The 22667-nt window shown below is 47.1% G+C and carries 12 protein-coding genes; 8 read left to right on the top strand and 4 right to left on the bottom strand.

Going from position 1 to position 22667, the window contains the following annotated elements; translation table 11 throughout:
* The first annotated feature begins 73 nt into the window (after positions 1-73).
* Positions 74-385: a hypothetical protein gene (locus BQ7394_RS20150; RefSeq protein ID WP_075559039.1), complete on the top strand. Its 312-nt coding sequence runs from the start codon at positions 74-76 to the stop codon at positions 383-385.
* Positions 386-575: 190 nt separating this feature from the next.
* Positions 576-2783 carry a DUF3987 domain-containing protein gene (locus BQ7394_RS20145; RefSeq protein ID WP_075559038.1) on the top strand — a complete coding sequence of 736 codons (2208 nt, stop codon included), beginning with the start codon at positions 576-578 and terminating at the stop codon, positions 2781-2783.
* A 201-nt stretch (positions 2784-2984) separates the two neighbouring features.
* Here the strand turns inward: BQ7394_RS20145 and BQ7394_RS20140 are convergent, their stop codons facing one another.
* Entirely contained in the window at positions 2985-3770 is a 786-nt protein-coding gene (locus tag BQ7394_RS20140) for an inositol monophosphatase family protein (protein ID WP_075559037.1), read from the bottom strand.
* Between the two features lie 124 nt (positions 3771-3894).
* Between BQ7394_RS20140 and BQ7394_RS20135 the strand changes: the two genes are divergently transcribed.
* The 4 genes from BQ7394_RS20135 to tamL all read left to right on the top strand — a co-directional run bounded on the left by BQ7394_RS20135 (position 3895) and on the right by tamL (position 13406).
* Positions 3895-4695 carry a KilA-N domain-containing protein gene (locus tag BQ7394_RS20135; RefSeq protein WP_075559036.1) on the top strand — a complete coding sequence of 267 codons (801 nt, stop codon included), beginning with the start codon at positions 3895-3897 and terminating at the stop codon, positions 4693-4695.
* A gap of 34 nt (positions 4696-4729) precedes the next feature.
* Positions 4730-6325 (top strand): MutS-related protein, encoded by a 1596-nt coding sequence (locus BQ7394_RS20130; RefSeq protein WP_075559035.1) that lies wholly within the window; start codon positions 4730-4732, stop codon positions 6323-6325.
* Positions 6326-6456: 131 nt separating this feature from the next.
* Positions 6457-11058: a translocation/assembly module TamB domain-containing protein gene (locus tag BQ7394_RS20125; protein ID WP_075559034.1), complete on the top strand. Its 4602-nt coding sequence runs from the start codon at positions 6457-6459 to the stop codon at positions 11056-11058.
* Positions 11058-13406, top strand: coding sequence for a translocation and assembly module lipoprotein TamL (gene tamL / locus BQ7394_RS20120; RefSeq protein ID WP_082212240.1), 2349 nt, complete (start codon positions 11058-11060; stop codon positions 13404-13406). The genes BQ7394_RS20125 and tamL overlap by 1 nt, the downstream gene beginning before the upstream one ends.
* Positions 13407-13510: 104 nt before the next feature.
* Here tamL and BQ7394_RS20115 read toward each other — a convergent pair whose 3' ends face one another.
* From BQ7394_RS20115 to BQ7394_RS20105, 3 genes are all read right to left on the bottom strand, one after another.
* Entirely contained in the window at positions 13511-13906 is a 396-nt protein-coding gene (locus BQ7394_RS20115; protein WP_075559033.1) for a DUF3127 domain-containing protein, read from the bottom strand.
* A 66-nt stretch (positions 13907-13972) separates the two neighbouring features.
* Positions 13973-14350: a MerR family transcriptional regulator gene (locus tag BQ7394_RS20110; RefSeq protein WP_075559032.1), complete on the bottom strand. Its 378-nt coding sequence runs from the start codon at positions 14348-14350 to the stop codon at positions 13973-13975.
* 14 nt (positions 14351-14364) lie between these two features.
* Positions 14365-15348, bottom strand: coding sequence for a M23 family metallopeptidase (locus tag BQ7394_RS20105; RefSeq protein ID WP_075559031.1), 984 nt, complete (start codon positions 15346-15348; stop codon positions 14365-14367).
* 97 nt (positions 15349-15445) lie between these two features.
* On the opposite strand from BQ7394_RS20105, the gene alaS reads away from it, so the two are divergent.
* Together alaS and BQ7394_RS26570 are read left to right on the top strand one after the other, a co-directional pair.
* The gene (gene alaS, locus BQ7394_RS20100) at positions 15446-18073 is read left to right on the top strand and encodes an alanine--tRNA ligase (RefSeq protein ID WP_075559030.1); all 2628 of its coding nucleotides are present in this window, start codon (positions 15446-15448) and stop codon (positions 18071-18073) included.
* Positions 18074-18594: 521 nt separating this feature from the next.
* On the top strand, positions 18595-21681 hold the full coding sequence (locus tag BQ7394_RS26570; protein ID WP_139317732.1) for a DUF6383 domain-containing protein: 3087 nt from the start codon (positions 18595-18597) through the stop codon (positions 21679-21681).
* Positions 21682-22667: the final 986 nt, after the last annotated feature.

The following is a 22667-nucleotide window of genomic DNA, read 5'->3' as shown; positions in this document are numbered from 1 at the left end:
AAAAAAAGAACAACCTATCGACCTATCATCCTCACTGGATGAACTGTCGGACGCGATCAATGTGTTGCGACGGATGAAAGAGAGCGACGGGAAACTGTCGCGTAGTAATGAACGGAAGCTGTCGAGGTATAAAGACTATCTGCGTATAAGGCTGGGAGCCGGCGTGATCTTTCCCGAAGACCGGATAAACATACCGGCAAAAGTGCACAAAGCCTTAGCCTTCGCCGTAAAAGATATCGCCCTGTTATTGAAAGAACATTCCGGCAACGAACGCGATGGACGGCTGTATCACCTGATGAACGATATCTTTACGTTCGAAGTATCGCCCGCTGCGGTGAAACGCTTTTATTACATGGGGTTGGAAGACCGCGAAATAGGTAAATAATAAATCTTTCCGTTTCCCATACAAAACGACCGGTTTTCTGAGCCGCCGCTATCGTAAAGGCCGCCCCGAAGGCCCTCACACCCCGTTTCGGCAGTTCTGAGCCGGTCTTTTTGTATGCCTTGCCGCCTCTCCCGGATTGTCTACCTTGTAGTAATTTTAAAACCGGCTTTATGCCTTAAAACTTATCGTTATGAATACACAACCTCAAGTTTCCTTCTTTCGCAAGCTCTACTTGCCCGCCTCCGATCCCCGCAGTCTCGAAGAAATCATTATCCTGATCCGTACCCGCCGTTGGACACATGAAATACTGGCTTACCGTAATGCGGTAAAGAGCGGTGATAAAGAGAAAGCCCGTGAATTGAAAACCCGGTTGCCCGGTTTCACCCCTTCGGGGGTGTTCCGTGGAGGGCATAAAGCGACACAGATTGTAAACTATAACAGGGTGGTCGGGCTCGACTTCGACCATGTGGGCGACCTGCTTCGTATAAAAGCCCTTTTCAAAGCCGATGTACACACCCTGGCCCTCTTTGTCAGTCCCGGAGGCGATGGCTTGAAGGTGTTTGTTTCCGTCGATACCGGACAGGAGAAGCATGACGTTGCTTTTGCTGCCGTGGCTGCCTGTTATGAACAGTTGGCGGGTATGCCGTCGGACCGCAAATGTAAGGATATCAGCCGGTGCTGCTATGTGAGCGACGATCCCGAAGCCTGGTATAATCCCGAAGCGGAGGTGTTCGACGTTACGGCTATCTCTCCTGCCCAGCTCTTTGTGCAGGACTGGCTGGCACGTTATCCGCCTGCCGAGGGTAACCGTAACGATACGGTCTACCGTCTGGGGTGCGAGGCTCGCCGCAAAGGTTTCGGACAGGAAGAAATAGCCGCGTTGTGTATCCCCCTGTTGCAAGCCTCCGACTTTACCGAAGCTGAGATACGTCAGGCTTTATCTTCTGCTTATCAGGGAGATAAATCCTATCAGCTTCCCCGTCGTGAAGCCTTAAGGACAGAAAAGGAACTTACGGCACCCGACACGCTTTCGGGCGAAGAACTGCGTGAGCGAACCCCTTTCCTGCCGCAGGATGTCATCGCCGACCTGCCTCCCCTTTTGGGGCAGGCCATCCGTTTCTATACCGACCGCCGTGAGCGCGACATGGCTTTTCTGGCAGCCTGCACCGTGGTCAGCGGTTGCCTGCCGAAGGTATGGGGGCTTTATAACCGGAAACGGGTCTATCCCCACCTCTTTACGATCGAAGTGGCTCCGGCTGCCAACGGGAAAGGCTGTATCAACGACATGCGGCATCTGGCCGACAACTATGCTTCCCTGATCGAGATCGAGACGAAACGTAAGGAACAGGAATACTTGCAGGCTCTTGAAGAATGGGAACTGAAAAAGGTGACGGCTCACCGGAAAGGGCAGTCCGTTTGTGTAGCGGAGGCCCCGCAGAAGGCATCGACCTGCTGTTTCTTTATCCCCACCCAGATAACGAAAGCGAAACTACTCGTTCACCTCTATGAGAACGGCACTTACGGAGGGTTGATGGCCGATAGCGAGATAGATACCCTGGTGAATGCCTCCCGCCAGGATTACGGGCAGTTCGACGATCTGTTGCGTAAAGCCTTCCATCACGAACCCGTGGCATCGTCGCGAAAGACCGACAACGAACTGATCCGTATCGACCGTCCGCGCCTGGCACTTTTGCTGGCGGGTACACCGGGACAGTTCACCCGCCTGGTGCCGAACGTGGAGAATGGGTTGGCCAGTCGTTTATTGCTTTACACCTGCCGGAGTGAAGCTATCTGGCAGGATGTATCGTCGGAAGGGGAGGAGGAAAATTTCGACAGTCACCTGTCGGCGCTTTCCGGGCAGTTGTTGGAGGTAGCGTTGAAGTTGCGCGACCGTCCGTTGAAAGTACGCCTTACCCCGGCACAGTGGCAGGAGTTGAACAGCCGCTTCTCTGCCTTATTGAAGGAAACCGACCTTTTCGGCAGCGAGTATTTCCTGGGGGTGGTGAAACGCCACGGACTGATGGCCTTCCGTCTCTGTATGATCTTTACGGCGCTCGATGCAGCTTCGCTCGATTATGGGGTAGACGAACGGTATTGCAATATGCCTCATTTCCGGGCGGCGATGGCTATAACCGAAGTTTGCCTGGAACACAGTCGTCTGTTGATGACGCAACTGGAGGAACTGCCGGGTGTCAGGGAATTGTGTTGCCCCGACCGCTTCCGTCAGGTATTCGAGCAGTTGCCCGATCAGTTTACCCTGTCGGACGCTTATGAGAACTGCCAGCCGGCCGGTATCGGTGAGCGGGCCGTACGCCGTTATCTCTCCCGGTTGGAGCCGGAATATCTTTCCCGTATCTCCCGCGGTGTCTACCGGAAAAACAAACCGGATGCAGCCTGAAAAAGGGGAGGTGCCGTAAGTTCCTTTTCTGTCCTTAACCCCGCTGAATTCCTGATCGACAGAGTATTGCGTTAATAAAAAGCCTGCAATACCCTATAAGGTGTCGAGGTACGCCCTATACGGTATTGAGGTCTACCCTATAAGGTAAGACGGGTTTCCTTATAGGGTAAAAAAGCGGACGTCTGCCGCGGAGCGAACGTTTTATTCTTTTATCAGCCGCATCAGCGTTTCATGCATTGCCCCGTTGGTGGCAAGCACTTCGTCGCCCGACTGCCAGTTGTCGCCCCCGCTGAAGTCGGTCACTTTACCACCTGCCTGCATCAGGATCAGGGCACCGGCGGCAATGTCCCAGGGGCCGATATAAGCCTCGATACGGGCTTCGAACCGTCCGGCTGCGATGTAGCAGACTTCGGCAGCTGCCGCTCCCATCAGGCGCGTTCCTCCGGCAAAACCGTATAGCCTGTCGACCAGGTGGAGGGCTACCGGGCGGTAGGCATCCGAGTTATAAGGAAATCCCAGGTCGATAAAAGCTTTGTCGAGGTCTGACACGTCGGATACATGTATCTCTTTGCCATCGAGGTAGGCCTTGCTGCCTTTCCAGGCATAGAAACATTCGTCACGGCAGACTTCGTAGACAACGCCGAGCAGCAACTCTTCTTTATTGCGCAAGGCGATGCTCACACAATACGGAGCTACGTCGTGGATATAATTGGAAGTGCCGTCCAGCGGATCTACCAGCCAGCAATAATTCTCGTCGGTCAGGCTTCCGCTACCCTCTTCGGCGATGAAACCGGCTTCGGGGAGCAGGGCGGAGAGTTGGGCGATCAGCCATTTCTCCGATTCTTTGTCTACATACGAGACATAGTTGTGGGCACTTTTTTCTTCTACCCGCCCGCGGTCGAATTTACCTCGTTCCTCTTTCAGGAAAGCCCCTGCTTTACGGGCTATGTGTTGTACTTCGGTACAGAGATGTTCTAGGTTCAACATGTTATAATTCTTTCTTTTTGAATTGACAAACGTACACATTTTTATGGATTAAATAGAGTGTGAACGACTGAATATTACTGAAAAAGGTATACTTTTGACTCAATACATAAAAGAAGGGAGTTCTATGGCAAAAATAACTGTAAAAGATACTTTTGTATCGGTAATAAAAGTAAATGATGAGGATTACATAAGTCTCACAGATATGCTAAAAGCGAAAGATGGAGATTTTTTCTTTTCCAATTGGTTAAGGAACAGAAATACTGTTGAATTCCTCGGTGTTTGGGAGAAATTGAACAACCCAGCTTTTAATTATGTCGAATTCGACATAATTAAAAGTCAAGCCGGATTGAATAGCTATCGCCTTAGTACCAAGGAATGGATGCTAAAGACTAATGCCATCGGTATCATTGCAAAAACGGGACGCTATGGCGGTACTTATGCCCACAAGGATATCGCTTTTGAGTTTGCCATGTGGATTAGTCCGGAGTTTAAAGTTTATTTGATTCGTGAATTTCAGCGATTAAAAACCGATGAGCAAGCTCAGCTTGGTTGGACAGCCAAGCGTGAACTATCGAAGATAAACTATCGTATCCACACCGATGCAATCAAACAGAATCTTATCCCTGAGGAGGTCACTCCTAAACAGTCCAGTATTATCTATGCCAACGAGGCTGATGTTCTGAATGTGGCAATGTTTGGTATGACGGCAAAGATGTGGAGGGAACAAAATCCTGAACAGAAAGGAAATATCCGTGATTATGCTTCTATTAATGAACTTATTTGTTTGTCTAATATGGAAAATCTCAATGCAGTGTTTATTGATCAGGGAATATCGCAGAGAGAGCGGCTTATTAAACTGAATCAAATAGCCATTCAACAAATGCGCATATTGGAGGATGATGGAAATAGGAAACTGCTAAAATGATATACTTTTACCCAGGACTTAAAAGATACGAATTATGAATATATGGAAACCATGGAAACGAACTCCGGAATATAAGGGAGAAGAGAAAAAAGAAGATTATAACTTCTTTGAAATCTCTTCCTTTTTTCGTTTCGATAAACATCAAAGGGCGCTGGGCGTGTTGTCGGAACAGACCTGTGCCGATTTGGGATTTGAGGATCTGTTTATGTTTTCCGATCGTACCGTTTCGCGCGTCGGGCAGCAGTATCTGTATAACCTTATGCGGACTATTCCTGCCGGAGCGAATGAAGTGGAACAAAACGAGCCTCTGATAAACCGTCTGGCGACAAATCCCGGATTACATGCCGAGGCTGTAAAAGACCTCCATGTATTGAGTGCTCCCGATGCGTACAGTATTGCTCCGCTGATGGAGTTGGGGCATCCGGTCGTTCCCGTATGGAAAAAGATCCTGTTTCGCATTTGTGGCCTGCTGCCGACCCTGTTTCTATTGTTGTTCTACCTGAATCAATCAGGCGCTTGTCTGCTTCTCCTTATTGCAACGATACTGATGAACGGCGTTATCCATTATAGCAATAAACCGAATAATCTGAATTATATAGCTTCGATCCCCCAATTGATACGTCTGTTGAATCTTTCGGATAAACAGTCTAAGAACCCGCTCTTTTCAGAGATTGCCGGGGGCGTACCGGAAGCATTGTCGTCGCTCGAAACATTGCGGAAAGCCAGTGGTCACCTGCGGATGGAGTCGAAGATGGACAGCGACCTGGCTGTGATCCTCTGGGCGATCATGGAATGTGTCAAGGTCTTTTTCCTGGCGGAACCGATCGCTTATAATAAAGTCGTAACCCTCTTGAAAGACAAGAATCGGGATATAGAAACGGTGTTCCGCTTTATCGGGCTGGTCGATACCCTGTCGTCCGTCGTTTTCCTGCGGAAGAGCCTGTCTTATTATAGCTTGCCGGAACAACCGGAGGCGGGGCTACGGGTTGAGGCGGACGAGATGTATCATCCTCTACTCGAAAACTGTGTGGCGAATACGATCCGGATCGAAGGGCGTTCCATCCTTTTCACCGGGTCGAATATGTCGGGAAAGACAACCTTTATACGTACTTTGGGTGTCAATATACTGGCTGCTCAAACACTTCATATGGCCTTTGCCCGGCGTATGAAGCTCAAAATGCCGGTCATGATACATGCAGCCCTGATGCTTTCCGACAGCCTTGCGGATGGGAAAAGCTTTTATCTGAAGGAGGTAGAGTCGATCCGCGATATGCTTTCCTGTGGGCAGAGTGAACACACCAACCTTTTTCTATTGGATGAGATATTCAAAGGAACCAATACCACCGAACGGATTGCGGCGGCCAAGGCGGTGTTGAGCTATCTGAATACGGCCTGTAACATCGTGGTCGTCTCCACCCACGATACGGAGTTGGGAGGATTCCTGGAGAACGAGTATGACCTGTATCATTTCTGCGAGAAGATAACCGATGATGTCTTATCGTTCGACTACAAACTTAAGTCCGGCAACCTGTATCAGCGCAACGCGATCCGTATCCTGGAAATAAATGATTATCCCTCTTCTTTGATCGAAGATGCTTATTCCGTGATCCGGCAGATAGAAGGCAAATAACGCTTGTGCCGGATGTTCTTCTGCCAGAACTTTTTATTCTTGATTTTCTTTTCTATTTTTGTTAATGAATTTTCAAACAAAACAGGGTATTTAGCCGTTATCATTATAAAAAGAATACACTATAATAGCAAATGAGGATTTGGATCAAACGAATAGGGATCGTCTGCCTGATACCTGTGGTATTGGTTTTGTTGGTCTCTGTATTATTATATATACCGCCTGTTCAGAATTTTGCCGTCAGGAAAGCGGCTTATTATGCCGGTAAAGCTACCGGAATGCAGATCGGAATAGAACGAATACGCCTCTCTTTCCCATTGAACCTGACGGTGAAGGGAGTGGAGGTGCTGACTTCGCCCGCCGATACGCTCCTGACCCTAAAAAGCCTGACGGTGAATGTACGCGCCCTGCCTTTACTGAAGAAAGAGGTATTGGTAGATGCGATCGACCTGGAGGGAGTGAAGGTAAACTCCGGCACATTTATCGAAGGTATGGAGATAAAGGGTGTACTGGGACGCCTGTATGCCAAAGCCGACCGTGTCAACCTGGCGAAAGAAAAGGTCACCCTGAATACGGTCGACCTCTCCGATACGGCTATCACCTTGTTGTTGAACGATACGACAACCAAGGCCGACACCACTTCAACTCCCGTAAACTGGATATTAAACCTCGAAAAGATAAACCTCGACCGGGTGGCTTTCGCTATGCAGATGCCTGCCGACTCGCTACGTCTGACCACCTATATCGATAAAGCCAACCTGAAAGACGGTGTAGTCGACCTGGGTACCTCGCGTTATGAAGCCGGCCTGTTTACCCTGACCGGATCGACCTTGGGGTATGACGGTAACAACCAGGATGCGACAGAAGGCTTCGACCCTTCTCATATCGCCTTGAGTGACGTCAATATCTCGCTCGACTCTCTTCTTTATGGGGGCCGGGATATAAAAGCCTGCATACGCGAGCTCTCGGCCGAAGACCGTTCGGGATTGACTATCTCTTCCCTGACCGGAAGCCTTCATAGCGATAGCACCACTATCAATGTACCGCAACTTCTGTTGAAGACTCCTTCATCGGAAATCCGCCTGTTGGCGATGGTTCCCTGGAGTTCGTTTGCAGAAAATCCGGAAGGCAATATGCGGGTATTGCTCACAGCTTCGGTGGGTAAGGAGGATGTAATGATTGCCGCCGGTGCACTTCCGAAAGATTTTCAGAAGGCTTATCCGGAAAAACCGGTTTCGCTGACAGCCGGTGTGGAAGGTAACCTGTCCTCCCTGATGCTTCGCCAGTTGAAAGGGGAGTTGCCGGGGGCTTTCCGTATGGATGTGACCGGTACGATGAAGTCGCTTACCGACAGTGTGCGCCGTTCAGGGAAACTGGAACTGAAAGCGAAAACGGGGAACCTCGATTTTGTATTGGCCATGCTCCCGGAAGCGGAACGGAAACGTTTCAATATCCCTTCCGGTATTACCCTGACCGGTGAAGCCGGTTTGAAAAATAACGAATACCAGGCCGACCTGCTTCTGCGGGAGGATAAAGGAAAGGTCTTGTTGACAGGACGCTTCAACCCCGCTAACGAGGCTTACGAAGCCGACCTGAAAGTGGATAGCCTGGAACCATTGCACTTTATGCCGCTCGATTCCCTCTACGGCCTGACTGCCTCTATCCGTGCCGAAGGTAAAGGTTTCGATCCGTTCAAAGCGTCTACCTGGGCGAAGTTGGACGGTCAGATTACGGATATCCATTATGGTAATTATAATGTGTCGGACGTCAACCTGGCAGGATCGCTTGAAAAGAACTTCGCCAAGTTCGACCTGCTGAGTAAGTATCCGCTGGCAAAGATGGATATGACGCTGAATGCAACCCTGTTGAAAAAGGAGATCAAAGCCATGCTGATTGCCGATGTCGAGAATTTCGACCTCTATGGTATGCACCTGATGCAAGATTCGCTGGCTACCTCTTTCCAACTATTTGCGGAAGCGGAAACCGATATGGGAAAGAACAACCTGGTCGACGTCACGCTGGGTAACTGGGAACTGATTACGACTACCGGAAAATATAAACCCAAAACCCTGACCCTGCATGCTCAAAGTACGAAAGATACGACCCGTGTCTCGTTCCATGCCGGCGACCTGGGAATCACATTGACAGGAAATGCCGATCTCGAAACAATGACCGATAAGTTCACAAAGATATCGGAAGGCCTGAACAAACAACTGGAGAAAGACTCGATGATCAATATCCCTGCTTTCCGTCCGTTGCTTCCCGATATGCATCTGGCTATATCGGCGGGGAAAGACAACCCGATCTATAACATCCTGCAACAGGCTAATGTCTCTTTCAACAACCTGAATCTGGAAGCTTTCTCTTCACCGGAAGAAGGCTTCCGCATGGATGCGGGTATCTACGATCTGATGCGTGATACAACGCGGCTCGATACGATTAGTTTCGCCGTGCGCCAGGACTCGCTCGGATTGTTGTATAGTGCCGATGTGATTAAAACAAAATACCGTAAACAAGCTCCTTTCACTGCCGGAGTGAAGGGTAAGATAAGAAGTACGTTTGCCGATGCAGAGCTTTTGTACACGGATGGGGCCGGAGATACCGGTATCCTGCTCGGACTGCGGGCGGATAAGGTGAAAGAAGGGATCAATCTCCATTTGTTCCCCGACGATCCGATCCTGGCTTTTCGCCCTTTCAAGCTGAATCCGGATAATTATATCCTCTATAAGAATGAGAAAGATATTGCAGCCGATCTCCGGTTGTCGGGCGAGGAAAATATGTCCTTGTGGATACATTCGCGACCGGAAAAGGAGAAGATGGAGGAACTGCACCTCGAACTGAGCCAGATCAACCTCGATGTGATTTCGAAAGCATTTACGGAGATACCTTCCATGCAGGGAATTCTGAGTGCGGATATGCAATATGCGCCTTCCGACAGCTCGTTCCTGGTGGTGCTCGATGCGAATATAGACAACCTTATTTATGAAGGCGGTCGGGTAGGAGAACTGATGTTCAGTACGGTTTACCTGCCGTTGCCGGATAACAGGCATCAGGTCGATATGCACTTCCTGCGCGACCAGAAGGAGGTAATGTCGGCTACCGCTCTTTACAAGATAGGAAAAGAAGATTATCTCGACGGAACATTCGACGTGACACATCTGCCGCTGGATATGGTAAACCCGTTTATCCCGGATAATATGGCTTCGTTAAATGGTGTACTGGAAGGAAACATGACGATAAAGGGTAGTAGTAAAGCCCCTGAAATGAACGGATATATCGAGATGGATTCAACCTCGATGTTTGTGACGGCTGTAGGAACCAGCTTCCGGGTAGACGACAAAAAGATCGTGGTGAAAGATAACAAAATCATGTTCGACGAATACCATATCCATGCTGCCGGTAAGAACCCGTTCGTGATAGACGGTACGGTCGACTTCAACAACCTGTCGCGAATGACGGCTGACCTGAAGCTAAAGGCCGATAATATGCAATTGCTCGATGTAAAACGTAACAAAGAAAGCATGGTCTACGGTAAACTGCTGGTCAATCTCTCGTCTACCGTAAAAGGGCCGCTCGATGCTCTGATGATGCGTGGTAGCCTGCAATTGCTGGGTGGAACGAATGTAACCTATGTGATGAAGGATTCGCCGCTGACCGTACAAGACCGCCTTTCCGACCTGGTGACTTTCACCTCTTTCGAGGATACGCTCGTCAACCGTCGTCGTCCCGAAGCCCCGCTGCCGCTGGGAGGAATGGATATGCTGCTTACAATCCGTATCGACCAGTCCGTACGCTTGAATGCCGACATCACTCCCGACCGTTCCAGCAAGGTAGAGCTCGAAGGGGGTGGTGATCTCTCTTTCCAATATACCCCGCAGGGGGAAATGATCCTGAACGGACGTTATACGCTTTCGGGTGGCATTGTGAAATATGCTTTGCCGATCATCCCGCTGAAAGAGTTCAATATACAGGACGGCAGTTACGTGCAGTGGAGCGGTGACCCGATGGACCCGTATCTGAGCCTGACGGCTACCGAACGCATCCGTACCAATGTGACGGAAGGCAGCGGCTCCCGTATGGTCAACTTCGATGTAGGTATCGCCCTCAAACAACAACTGGAGAACCTCGGCCTGCAGTTCGTCCTGACGGCTCCCGAAGACCAGGCGATGCAGACAACCCTGAGTAGCATGGGCGAGGATGAACGTACGAAACTGGCCGTCGGAATGATTATCACCGGTATGTACTTGGCGAACAGTAGCAGTGGCAAACAGAACCTGAACATGGGGGCAGCCCTGAACAGCTTCCTGAACAGTGAGATCAGTAATATTGCAGGAAGTGCCTTGAAGACGGTCGATATCTCGTTCGGTATGGATAGCTACGACGAGAACGGCAATGGGGATGGCGGTCAGCGTACCGACTATAACTTCAGCTTTGCCAAACGTTTCTGGAACGACCGTATCCGTGTCGTGTTGGGAGGCCGTATCTCTACGGGTGAGAATGCCAGCAATAGCAACCAGACGCAGGCCTTTATCGACAATGTCTCGATCGAATACCGACTGGATGCCAGCGGAACGCGCTACGTGAAACTGTTCCATGACAAGAACTACGAAAGCCTGCTGGAAGGGGAGATCACGGAAACGGGTGTCGGTATCGTACTGCGCCGTAAGATGCTTCACATGCGGGAGTTGTTCAACTTTAAGAAAAATAGGCCTAAACCGGTTAATGAGGAGGAATGATGAAAAAGAGAAATATACTATATAGACTGTTTAGCGGAAGAGCAATAACACAGCGGGGCAGGGGGTGTGTCATCTTCTCGTTTCTTTTACTTTTGTTGGCATCCTGTTCGACCACTAAGAATCTGCCCGAAGGTGAAGTCCTTTATACCGGCATTAAAAAGATAGAAGTCACCAACGAAGATAAGACCTCCGTCGGTGAAGACGCCCTGGCTGAAGTGGAGGGAGCTCTTGCCTATCCCCCCAACAATGCATTATTGGGAAGTTCATCTGTCCGTGTACCGTTCCCGTTCGGTCTGTGGGTCTATAACTCTTTCGTGAATAAAAAAGGAAAGGTAGGAAAATGGATCTTTAATAAACTTGCCGCCAAGCCTGTCTTTATCTCGACGGTGAATCCCGATATACGTATCAAAGTAGCGCAAAACCTGCTGAAAGAATACGGCTATTTCAATGGAACGACCTCTTTCCAGGTAGATACCAATCTGAAGGATGCGAAGAAAGCCAAGCTCATTTACCAGGTAGAAATGAATCATCCTTATACTTACGACAGTATCCGTTATGTGAGGATGCGCCATCAGATGGATACATTAATACAAAGCAATCCTTCGGCACGCCTGCTTCATAAAGGGGAAAACTTCAGTGTGACGAATCTGGAAGCCGAGCGGCAACGCATTACTTCCCTGTTGCGTAATAACGGATTCTATTATTTCCGCCCCGAGTTCATTACCTACCAGGCGGATACCATCATGAATCCCGGCAAGGTAGCACTTCGCATCATGACGAAACCTGGCCTGCCGCGTACCGCCCTGCGTCCGTGGAAGATCGGTGAAATCTCCGTCCTGTTGAACGGTTATAACAATGAGCCGCCTACCGATTCGGTGCGCTATAAAGATATGACGGTTTATTACGAAGGCAAACTCCGGGTACGTCCGTCGGTGCTTTACAACCGCCTGCGTCTGCATTCCGGCGATCTCTATTCGCAGGAGAATCAGCAACGGACACAGAATAGTTACTCGCGACTGGGCATTTTCCGGTATTCCGAAATGCAATATACTCCGCGCGATACGGCCCGTCGACAGGATACCCTCGACTTGAAGATCAACACCGTCTACGACTTGCCGCTCGACGGGGAGTTGGAAGTGAACGTGACCTCCAAAAGTAACGATCAGCTGGGGCCGGGAGCTATCTTCAGTGTCACTAAACGGAATGTGTTCGGGGGAGGTGAAACGTTCGGTGTGCGTTTGCGCGGCTCTTACGAATGGCAGACCGGAAAACGGGTGGACGGCTCCAAGTCGGCTATCAATAGTTGGGAAATGGGACTGAGCGGAACATTGACATTCCCTCAATTGCTGTTCCCCGGTATGATGAAAAAGGACGGCTTATATCCTTCGAGCACCTCCTTCCGCCTGTATGTCGACCAGCTGAACCGGGCACGCTTCTTCAAGATGCTGGCTTTCGGTGGGAATGCTTCGTACGATTACCAGTCGTCTGCTACCAGCCACCATTCGATCACGCCGTTCAAGCTGACATACAACCTGCTTCAGTCAACGACCCACGAGTTCGACAGCATAACGAAAGACAACCGTGCCTTGAAGTTGAGTTTGGAGAACCAGTTCGTGCCGGCGATGGGATATACCTATACCTACGACGATGCACCGATCACTTCCAAACGGAATCATACCTGGTTTCAGTTGTCTGTTTCGCAGGCGGGTAATTTGCTGGCTGCGGGTTATGCCATTGCCGGAAAGAAATTCAATGAAGAAGGAAAACATTTGCTGGGAAATAAATTCGCCCAGTTCGTGAAAGGAACGGCGGAAATCCGTTACAACTATAAGATAGGTCATAACCAGCATCTGGTTGGCCGCGTTATGGCGGGAGCCATTTATAGTTATGGAAATGCCCGTGTGTCTCCTTACAACGAACAATTCTATATCGGAGGGGCTAATAGCCTCCGTGCCTTCACGATTCGTTCGATCGGTCCGGGTAGCTATCTTCCGCCCGAAAGTACGTACAGCTATCTCGACCAGACCGGCGACCTGAAGTTCGAGGCCAATCTCGAATACCGTTTTCCGATCCTGGGTGACCTGCATGGTGCTGCTTTTATAGATACGGGTAACATCTGGCTGATCCGTGAAGACAAGCAACGTCCTGGCGGTCAGCTGAAATGGGGGCGTTTCCTGAGAGACCTGGCGCTGGATGCCGGTGTCGGATTACGTTACGACTTAACCTTTATCGTAATCCGCCTGGATATGGGTGTTCCCCTGCATGTGCCTTACGAAGCAAAGAAAGGCTATTTCAACGTACCCAATTATACGCCGGGTTGGCACCTGGCTATCGGGTATCCGTTCTGATGTAGGATACAAACTATATGTAACGCAGATTGGGCAGATAATCGCAGATTCTAATTAAGATCTGCGTTATCTGCCCAATCTGCGTTATAGTTACGCTACCGTGATTAGAACGGCAGGTCGTCGATCGGATTTGCCGGACCGAAGTCGGGAGCGGCAGGTGCTGTCGGGGCAGATGCCGGTGCAAAGTTATCCGGGGTCATCGCTCCGGGAGCCGACATGGGTGCGCCGGCCATCGGACGGTCTACTTTCCATGCATTGATGTTAGTGAACCAACGTCCCTGATACTCACGGCTGTCTATATCGAATGATACTGTCAATTCTTCTCCGGGTTGAATAGCTGCCTGTTCGATGCGGTCGGCACCGAAAATCTGGAAGCATACTTTCTTAGGGTATTGGTCATGTGTTTCTAATACGTACTCCTGTTTTTTCCACTCGTTTCCGTTTTTACTTGTGCCGCCCTGTTCAGGTAGTACGGCAATAATCTTTCCCGTAATTTCCATATTTATTGTTTTCTTAAATTGTCGGCGAAGATACGTTTTTCTCTCGTAACCTGCTAATTGTTTGACTTAGATTTTCTCTTCCTGGGGTAATTCCGAAGGGTCGAGCGCGTCAAAGGCAGCCTTCATCGAAAGCAACTCTTCTTTGATTTGTTTCAGTTTGTTGACGATCTCTTCCTGGCGGATGGTTGTTTCCCTGTTGTCCTTTAGCTTCTGGCGTGCACCGGCCAGTGTCATACCTCGTTCTTTTACCAGGTGGAAGATCAGACGTACGGCGTCGATATCCTCCTGTTTGTAGAAACGGGTTCCTTTTGCCGTTTTACGCGGGCGGATAATATCGAATTCCTTCTCCCAGAAACGCAGGGTCGACTCGTTGACGTCGAACATCTGCGCCACCTCGCTGATGGAGAAATATAACTTCAGATTTTTATCTTTATTTAATGCCATCGTCTTAAAGATGTTTAATCCATTACCTGTCCATGGTTTTCTGCGATCTGGATCATACGGTCGTATTCTTCAGGTGTAAGATCCATGTAATAGTATCTGGACGGGTTGTCGTGTTTACCCCGGACTATCACTTCGTAATGCAGGTGCGGTCCGGTAGATTTACCTGTATTACCCACTTCGCCAATCACTTCGCCGCGGGTCACTTTCTGTCCGACGCGCTTCTTGAACTTGCTCATGTGGCCGTATAATGTCTGGAATCCGTAGCCGTGATCAATCATCAGACAGTTGCCGTATCCCTGTTTCCAGGCGGCAAACGTGACGACGCCGTCACCGGTTGCATAAATTTCCGTTCCCACTTTGGCGGAGAAGTCCATGCCCGAGTGGAAGCGGGGAGTTCTGTATATCGGGTCGATACGCACACCATAACCGGATGCCGTACGGCGCAGGTCCTTATTGGAGATAGGCTGGATGGCAGGGATGCAACGGCTACGTTCTTCCTGGTTCTTACCCAGCTTGATCAACTCTTCCAACGAGTTGCTTTGTATATAGAGCTGCTTCGAGAGCATATCCATCTTCTGTGTGGTGGAAACGACCAGTTCCGGGTTAGGCAAGCTCAACAGATGTTCGTAACGGTTGGTTCCCCCGAAACCAGATTTACGTACCGATTCGGGAATGGACTCTGCCTGGAAGATGGCACGATACAGGTTCTCGTCGCGTTGCTGGATGTCGTCCAATACTTCGAGGGCATTGGTTAGGCGAAGCGAAAGTACCTCATATTGAGTTTGTAACAGCTTGTTTTCCTTCTTCAATAACGACTCTACCGGCGAGTCGATCGTGTACATTAAAATGAAAAAAGCCCCGATCCCTATGGCCGCACCTATGCTCAAATGACGGAGCACAATGAAGAAACGATCTTTGGCGGAAGGGTAGACACGCTCGTAATTGAGTGTGCTAGGGTTATATAAGTAATATGTTTTTCTTGTTTTAAACAGCTTCATTGAATATTTTTATAGCTTGGATACGTGCAAAAATAATAATTTGCAGTACTTTTGCAAATTGTTTTTCAGAATATTAACGAGAACTATATATTAGATTATGTTGACAGCAAAAGAAATCCGTGAATCGTTTAAAGAGTTCTTCGCTTCCAAGCAGCACCAGATAGTGCCGTCTGCTCCGATGGTAGTGAAGGGGGACCCTACATTGATGTTCACCAATGCGGGTATGAATCAGTTTAAAGATATTATCCTGGGTAATGTACCCATCAAATATCCTCGCGTCGCGGACTCACAGAAATGTCTTCGTGTGAGCGGTAAGCATAACGACCTGGAAGAAGTAGGACACGATACCTACCACCACACCATGTTTGAAATGTTGGGTAACTGGTCGTTCGGTGATTATTTCAAGAAAGAAGCAATCAATTGGGCCTGGGAATATCTGGTAGATGTTCTGAAACTGGATCCGAAACGTTTATATGCAACCGTATTTGAAGGAAGCCCTGCCGAAGGTCTGTCGCGCGACGATGAAGCTGCCGGCTACTGGGAACAGTACCTTCCGAAAGATCATATCATCAACGGTAACAAACATGATAACTTCTGGGAAATGGGTGATACCGGTCCTTGCGGCCCCTGCTCGGAAATCCATATCGACTTGCGTCCGGACGAAGAACGTGCGGCTAAGAGCGGTGCCGAAATGGTCAACAAAGATCATCCGCAGGTGATCGAGATCTGGAACCTGGTGTTCATGCAGTTCAACCGGAAGGCTGACGGCTCGCTAGAACCGCTGCCTGCCAAGGTAATCGATACCGGTATGGGATTCGAACGTCTGTGTATGTCATTGCAGGGCAAGACTTCCAACTATGATACGGATGTATTCCAGCCGATCATTCAGGTGATCGCTGCCGCTACCGGAACTAAATATGGCGAAAACAAGCAGCAGGATATTGCTATGCGTGTGATTGCCGACCATATCCGTACAATAGCATTCTCTATCACGGACGGTCAGTTGCCATCGAATGCAAAAGCCGGTTATGTGATCCGTCGTATCCTGCGTCGTGCCGTTCGTTACGGTTATACGTTCCTCGGACGCCGCGAAGCCTTTATGTATGCTTTGCTTCCTGTATTGATCGAAACGATGGGAGATGCCTATCCCGAACTGGTTGCCCAGAAGACATTGATCGAAAAGGTAATCAAAGAAGAAGAGGAATCGTTCCTGCGTACATTGGAAACCGGTATCCGTCTATTGGATAAGAAGATGGAAGAAACAAAGGCGGAAGGCAAGACTGTAATCAGTGGTGTGGATGCCTTTACATTATATGATACTTTCGGATTCCCGTTGGACCTGACTGAACTGATCCTGCGTGAAAACGGCATGGAAGCAAACATCGAAGAGTTTAATGCTGAAATGCAGAAGCAGAAAGAACGTGCCCGCAACGCTGCCGCTATCGAAACCGGCGACTGGGTAGTTCTGAAAGAAGGTGAAGCCAAATTCGTAGGTTACGACCTGTTCGAATGCGAAGCCGAGATCCTGCGTTACCGTAAGATCAAACAAAAGAATAAAGAACTCTTCCAGGTCGTTCTGGATCAGACTCCGTTCTACGCAGAAATGGGTGGACAGGTAGGTGATACCGGATGGCTGATCGCTGACGATGAAAAGCTGGACGTGGTAGATACCAAACGTGAAAACAACCTGCCGGTACATTTCGTAACTCGTTTACCGAAAGATGTAACGGCCACTTTCACTGCTAAGATTAACGAAAAGAAACGTATCCAGTGCGAATGTAACCACTCGGCTACCCACTTATTGCACGAAGCTTTGCGTGAAGTGCTGGGTACACATGTCGAACAGAAAGGTTCTTTCGTTTCTCCCGAAGCTCTTCGTTTCGACTTCTCTCACTTCCAGAAAGTGACCGACGAAGAGATCCGTCGGGTAGAAAAGCTGGTAAGCGAAAAGATCCGTGCCAACTTCCCATTGGAAGAACACCGCAATATGCCGATCGCTCAGGCACAAGCCCTGGGTGCTATGGCGCTGTTCGGTGAAAAGTACGGCGAAGAAGTCCGTGTGGTTAAATACGGTTCTTCTATCGAGTTGTGCGGTGGTACGCATATCCCGGCAACCGGTATGATCGGCTCCTTACGCGTAGTGGCAGAAAGTTCGATTGCTGCAGGTGTTCGCCGTATCGAAGCGGTGACGGCTGAAGCTGCTGAAGAATATACCTACCATCTGCAAGATTCTTTCCGCGAATTGCGTGCTATGTTCAACAACGTGCCTAACCTGGCTCAGACCATCCGCAAGTCTATTGAAGAGAATGCCGAACTGAAAAAGCAGGTAGGCGACTACATTAAAGAGAAAGTAGCTTCCATGAAGAAAGACCTGATCGCTAAAGCTGTGGTACGCCACGGTGTGAAAGTGGTTGTCTTCCGTGGTGAAGCCAATGTGGATGCCATCAAAGACCTGGCATTCCAGATCAAGGGCGAAAGCTGTACGGATGAAAAAGTGTTCTTTGTTGCCGGTATAAAAGACGGTTCCAAATGTGCGCTGATGGTTATGCTGAGCGAACCGCTGGTAGCCGACGGATTGGATGCAAGCAAATTGGTGAAAGATGCAGCTAAGCTGATCCAGGGTGGTGGCGGTGGCCAGGCTCACTTCGCAACAGCAGGCGGTAAGAACTCGGATGGCTTGATACAGGCTGTCGACCAGATCCTTGCTGCGGCCGACTTACAGTAAGAAGATAATATATCAAATATCTTTCCGGGGTGGTTCCTTTCTAAAAGGGATCACCCTTTTTTTATTCCTTAAATTGCCTTTTGGGTGAAATCTCTTGATTTTTTGGTCGTGAGTAACTAATAAAACTAATGTACGTATGCGTACATTACATATGATCTTTTTGTTTTTAAAGTCATTTAAATAGAAGTAAATAGAATGTATATATGTTGAATAATAAAGGGTAATAGGTCTAAATGGAGTGACTAATTTTAACGTTCCTTTTTTCTAGTCAACAAAGTTATATCATAATTTTTAATCTGCAATTCTTTTAGAAATTATTTTTTCCAATCTATATGCTTTCTTATCAACTGTATAGCAAAGTTTGTATGAAATAGTCTCTTTTTTGCATAAAGTCAAATACCCTCCAAAAGCATGACTAGAAAAAAGGAACGTTTTAGCTAGTCATTTGACTTTGGTTAAAATTCCTGCTTTTGAATAAAAGACTTTTAAGTAACACTATTATTAATATTAAATTAAAGATTATGAACAAGAAATTTTCTACTCTTATGGCTATCACCTTGGTAGCCGGTGGACTTTCTTCTACAGCAATGGCCCAGAGCACTAATGCTTTTCATTTTGAGGATGTAAAGGCGGCAACTGTTTCTGTGGAAAAGGCTGCAGAAGGTAACTATTATCATTTAGGTTCTACTGATAATTATTTGTCATTCAGAACCGATGATAAAAAAGTTTATTTGGAGACACGCTCTATTGCATCGTCAACTACTGATCCTAGCGTGTATGTTACTTCTACGGACTCTGCCTTGTGGGAACCTACTATTGTGATTACGAACAATGTGAAATCTTTCAAGTTTACAAACAAGTTGACCGGAGCTGTTTTGGCTGTTAAATACAACAAGGACAAAGCTACAGCAGAACTTGTTTCAGAAACAACAGAAGGTGCTATTTCTTCTTTTACATTTGAAGGTGCAGATGATTCTAAAAACTTGGTTTGCTACGATGCAGACAAGGTAAAGTATGTGCTGAATATTTCTTCTACAGCCGGAACTAAAGCTGAATTTGTAAAATGGGAATCAGGTAAAAGTTACAATGCTGTAAATCTGTTCACGCCAGAACAGAAAATCATGACTGCTGAAGAACTGAATGCGATCGGCAACGGTTCTTTCAAACTGAATATCCTGGATCAGGTTACAGACGGCAGTGCTGATTATATCAATGGTTCAACTTTGACTGCTTATCCGGCTTTGATCGATGGAGCGTCAGCTGTTGATAAAGGAGTTTATTTGCGTGTAAACGGAGCTAAAAAGGCTTATGGATCAGCTGATAAGAAACAGGTTGATAAGAATGGTAAGGAACTTCAGAATAAGAATGTATTCCTTGTTGTAGATACTGTATTCAATACCGGTACAGCTTTCAATGATTCTATTGGTGGCCGTGGTCTGAAAATCAGTGCAGACTCTGTTGTTTGTAAATGGACTTCATCTACTGCCGACATCACAAGCAGTAAAGTTTGGGACTTTGAGGAAGCTGCAACAAGTATTCTAGAATCTACTGGTACTACTGCTGGTTCTATTAATATGGCAGACAAAGTGGCTGCAGGTCGTGCCGCAGCTAACTATCGTTTCTATATTTATAAGAATGTAAGTAAAGCAGGTGGTGATGTTTTAACTGTTAAGGTCGACTCGATTCCTACTATTGGAGAGTTGAAAGCGGGAAAGGCTTATTCAGACTTGGAAGCATTCCCTACAGATAAAGACTCGATCGGTTACTTTGCAATTGCCAGAACAGGTACAGGTAATCCCGGTTTATTCACTATTGTAGATTCAACAAGCTTGGCTAAGGCTGTAGCCGATACGTATGCAAATGTTTCTTTTGCACAGGGTAAACTGGCTACATTAGAAGACGGTATCTATTCTATCCAGAAAAAAGACGGTAAGTTTGCTGAAGCTATTTTGGTTGATATGAATGTTGCAGGTACAAAAGTTAAATGTGACTACACTGCTAATGTTGCAAGCGAATTGGTTCCTGCTACTCAATTTACGATTAAAGGCAGAAGCGGATACTATAAAATCGCTAACCGTGAAAATGGATTGAATCCGTTTGCTGATGTTGCAAAGAGTTATATTTATGCAACGGATAAGGATGGAGAATATAAGGTATCCGGATCGGACGATATTTATCTGATCAAAAAGATGGATGTTAAGGCAGACGATGAAAAAGTTGGTTATTTGAGCTTTACTGATGATCAGGTTGCGAACTATGCTGTTAAACTGAAGTTTAACACTACATTTGGTGGTGATAATTTGTATGTTGTAGGTGATTCCAAGTTGTCGATTGCTGATGCTGATGCCCAGGATGCTGTCGAGTTCAATGTAAGAACAGCTGTTACCGGTGTGTCAGGTGCTGATAAAAAGTATGATGCTAAAGCATACGGTAACCAGGAATTGAAACGTAATGCATATTATCTGACTCTTGCCGGAAACGAAAATGTTGTTTTCGCTTATGATAGAACAGCAAAAACGTTTGGCATGAGAGAACTGGTAGACTTTGACAAGACAACAAACAAACCGGATGCATATAAAGATAAACCTGAATTCTGGAAATCGAATAAAGACTCTATTGCAGTAGCTATATTGTTCAGAGCAACAGCTACCGAGAAACAGTATCAGTTAATTCCTGCGGATACGACATTGGTCGGCAGCAACTTTAGTTGTTACAAAGTGGACAGTACTTATATGGGCCAGATCAATGTTGCTGGTTCAGGTTCTGCTATTATCGTTACTGATTTTACTTCTGCTCCAATGGGGTATTTCACTGTTGAATTGCCTGATGACGCTGCATTCGTAAATGTATCTGACAAACCAGCTAATAAGAGAATTGCTTCTGCTGCCAACCCGACATTAGCAATCTCTATGGACAGCCAGTTGCGTGGAGTCTTGAAAGCAGAAACAGAGTTGAAAGCGGCAGATGCATTCACTAAAGAAAACTTCTCTATGTATCTGGATACTGCTTCTATGAAGAATGAAGAAAAACCGGAATTCTATATTGCAACAGCTCAGACAGGTAAACTTACTGAAGAAGAAATCGCTAACGACGAATTGTTCTACATGTCAAGTAAGGATGGTTCTACTGTAAACTTTATCAAAGCTAAACAATATGGTCAGGATTTGGATTCACTGGTGGTTTATGGAGCAAAGAATGATACTTTGAAATTCGCTGATAACTATTCAATATTTGCATTTGCTGTAACATCTACTAAGGGTGAATATAAAATTCAGCATACAAAATCCGGCAAATACCTGGCTCAGGAAAATGGTGTATTGACTTTGGCTGGTATTTCTCCGTATTCAGGATTGTCATTTACTCTTGAAGCAGCAGAATCTCCTGTTGGTAACGAAGGTGTCTCTACATCTGAAGTATCGATAGTTGCAGGTGATGGTAAGATCGTTATCAAGGGTGCTCAGGGTAAGACTGTTGCTATCAGCAATATTCTTGGCCAGACAATCGCTAATACAGTAATTTCTTCTGATAACGCTGAAATCGCTGCACCTCAAGGTGTAGTAGTTGTTGCCGTAGAAGGTGAAGTTGCTGTAAAAGCAATCGTAAAATAAGAAACTATTATAATCAATAAATTTAAATTGACTGCGTGGTGATATCGAACTAAGTACCCCGCGAGGGCGAATAAGCGGTCAGTATTAATACTAAAGTAATGAAATAAAGTTCTTCTGTTCGATCTCTGTGAAGAGCAACAACAGACAAAAACAAGCCCCGACGGTTCACTCCGCCGGGGTTTCGCTGTTAGAAAAAACTGAGCCTTTTTTATGAGGCGGAGCCTCATGCCGCAGGCTCTCTTTTGCCGTTTGCTTCAGCTGACGGATATAAAATACAGGAGGCAAAGCCTCTTCCTTTGTGGACTTAAGCCCCTTTAAAACAGGGACTGCCATTATATGTCTAACGGGGTTAAAACCCACAGAGGAATCCGGCAAAGCCGGAGCATTTAATCTATCGTCGGTTAAAAACCGACGGCAAAAAAGGCTCAAATATTGCTCCTACTTGAAGCTCACCTTTTTCTATATTCGAGACTCAATTCTTTCTGTCTATTGATATACACTAACGAAATTAAGGAATATATCCTTCACCTTCTTATGAAACCATTTATCCGACAACTAAAAAGTATCTCCCCTATCATGATCCATTACCATCAAACCTATTATAAACTAACCCTTTAGTTATTACTTATAAATCCAGGGACCTCTATCGCTAAGCTTAACGACGTAGGTCGCAAAGCTTAACGACAATGCTCAGTAAGCTTGCCGACACAGGTCATTAAGCAAACAAACTATAAGATCCGGCTTAATTACTCCTGACTTTCCACTTAGTGTTCAATAGCATAAGTAGTAATAATAAGTAATCCTTAAAAGATGAAGGTGAAGGGTTTATATAAACCCTTCACCTTTTCGAGCAACCATTCACCCTGAAATGCGATACCTTACACACTGTTTTACATGATGTTATATTATTACAGGTGAACGGTGAATGGTTTTAATGCTATTTTTATCATGTAAAGGAAAATAATGATACAGATTCACTTTTTATC

This window comes from Parabacteroides timonensis, from assembly GCF_900128505.1.
Taxonomy (GTDB): Bacteria; Bacteroidota; Bacteroidia; order Bacteroidales; family Tannerellaceae; genus Parabacteroides; species Parabacteroides timonensis.
Note: the sequence above shows the minus strand (reverse complement) of the source record. Positions and strands in the feature narration are given on the sequence as shown.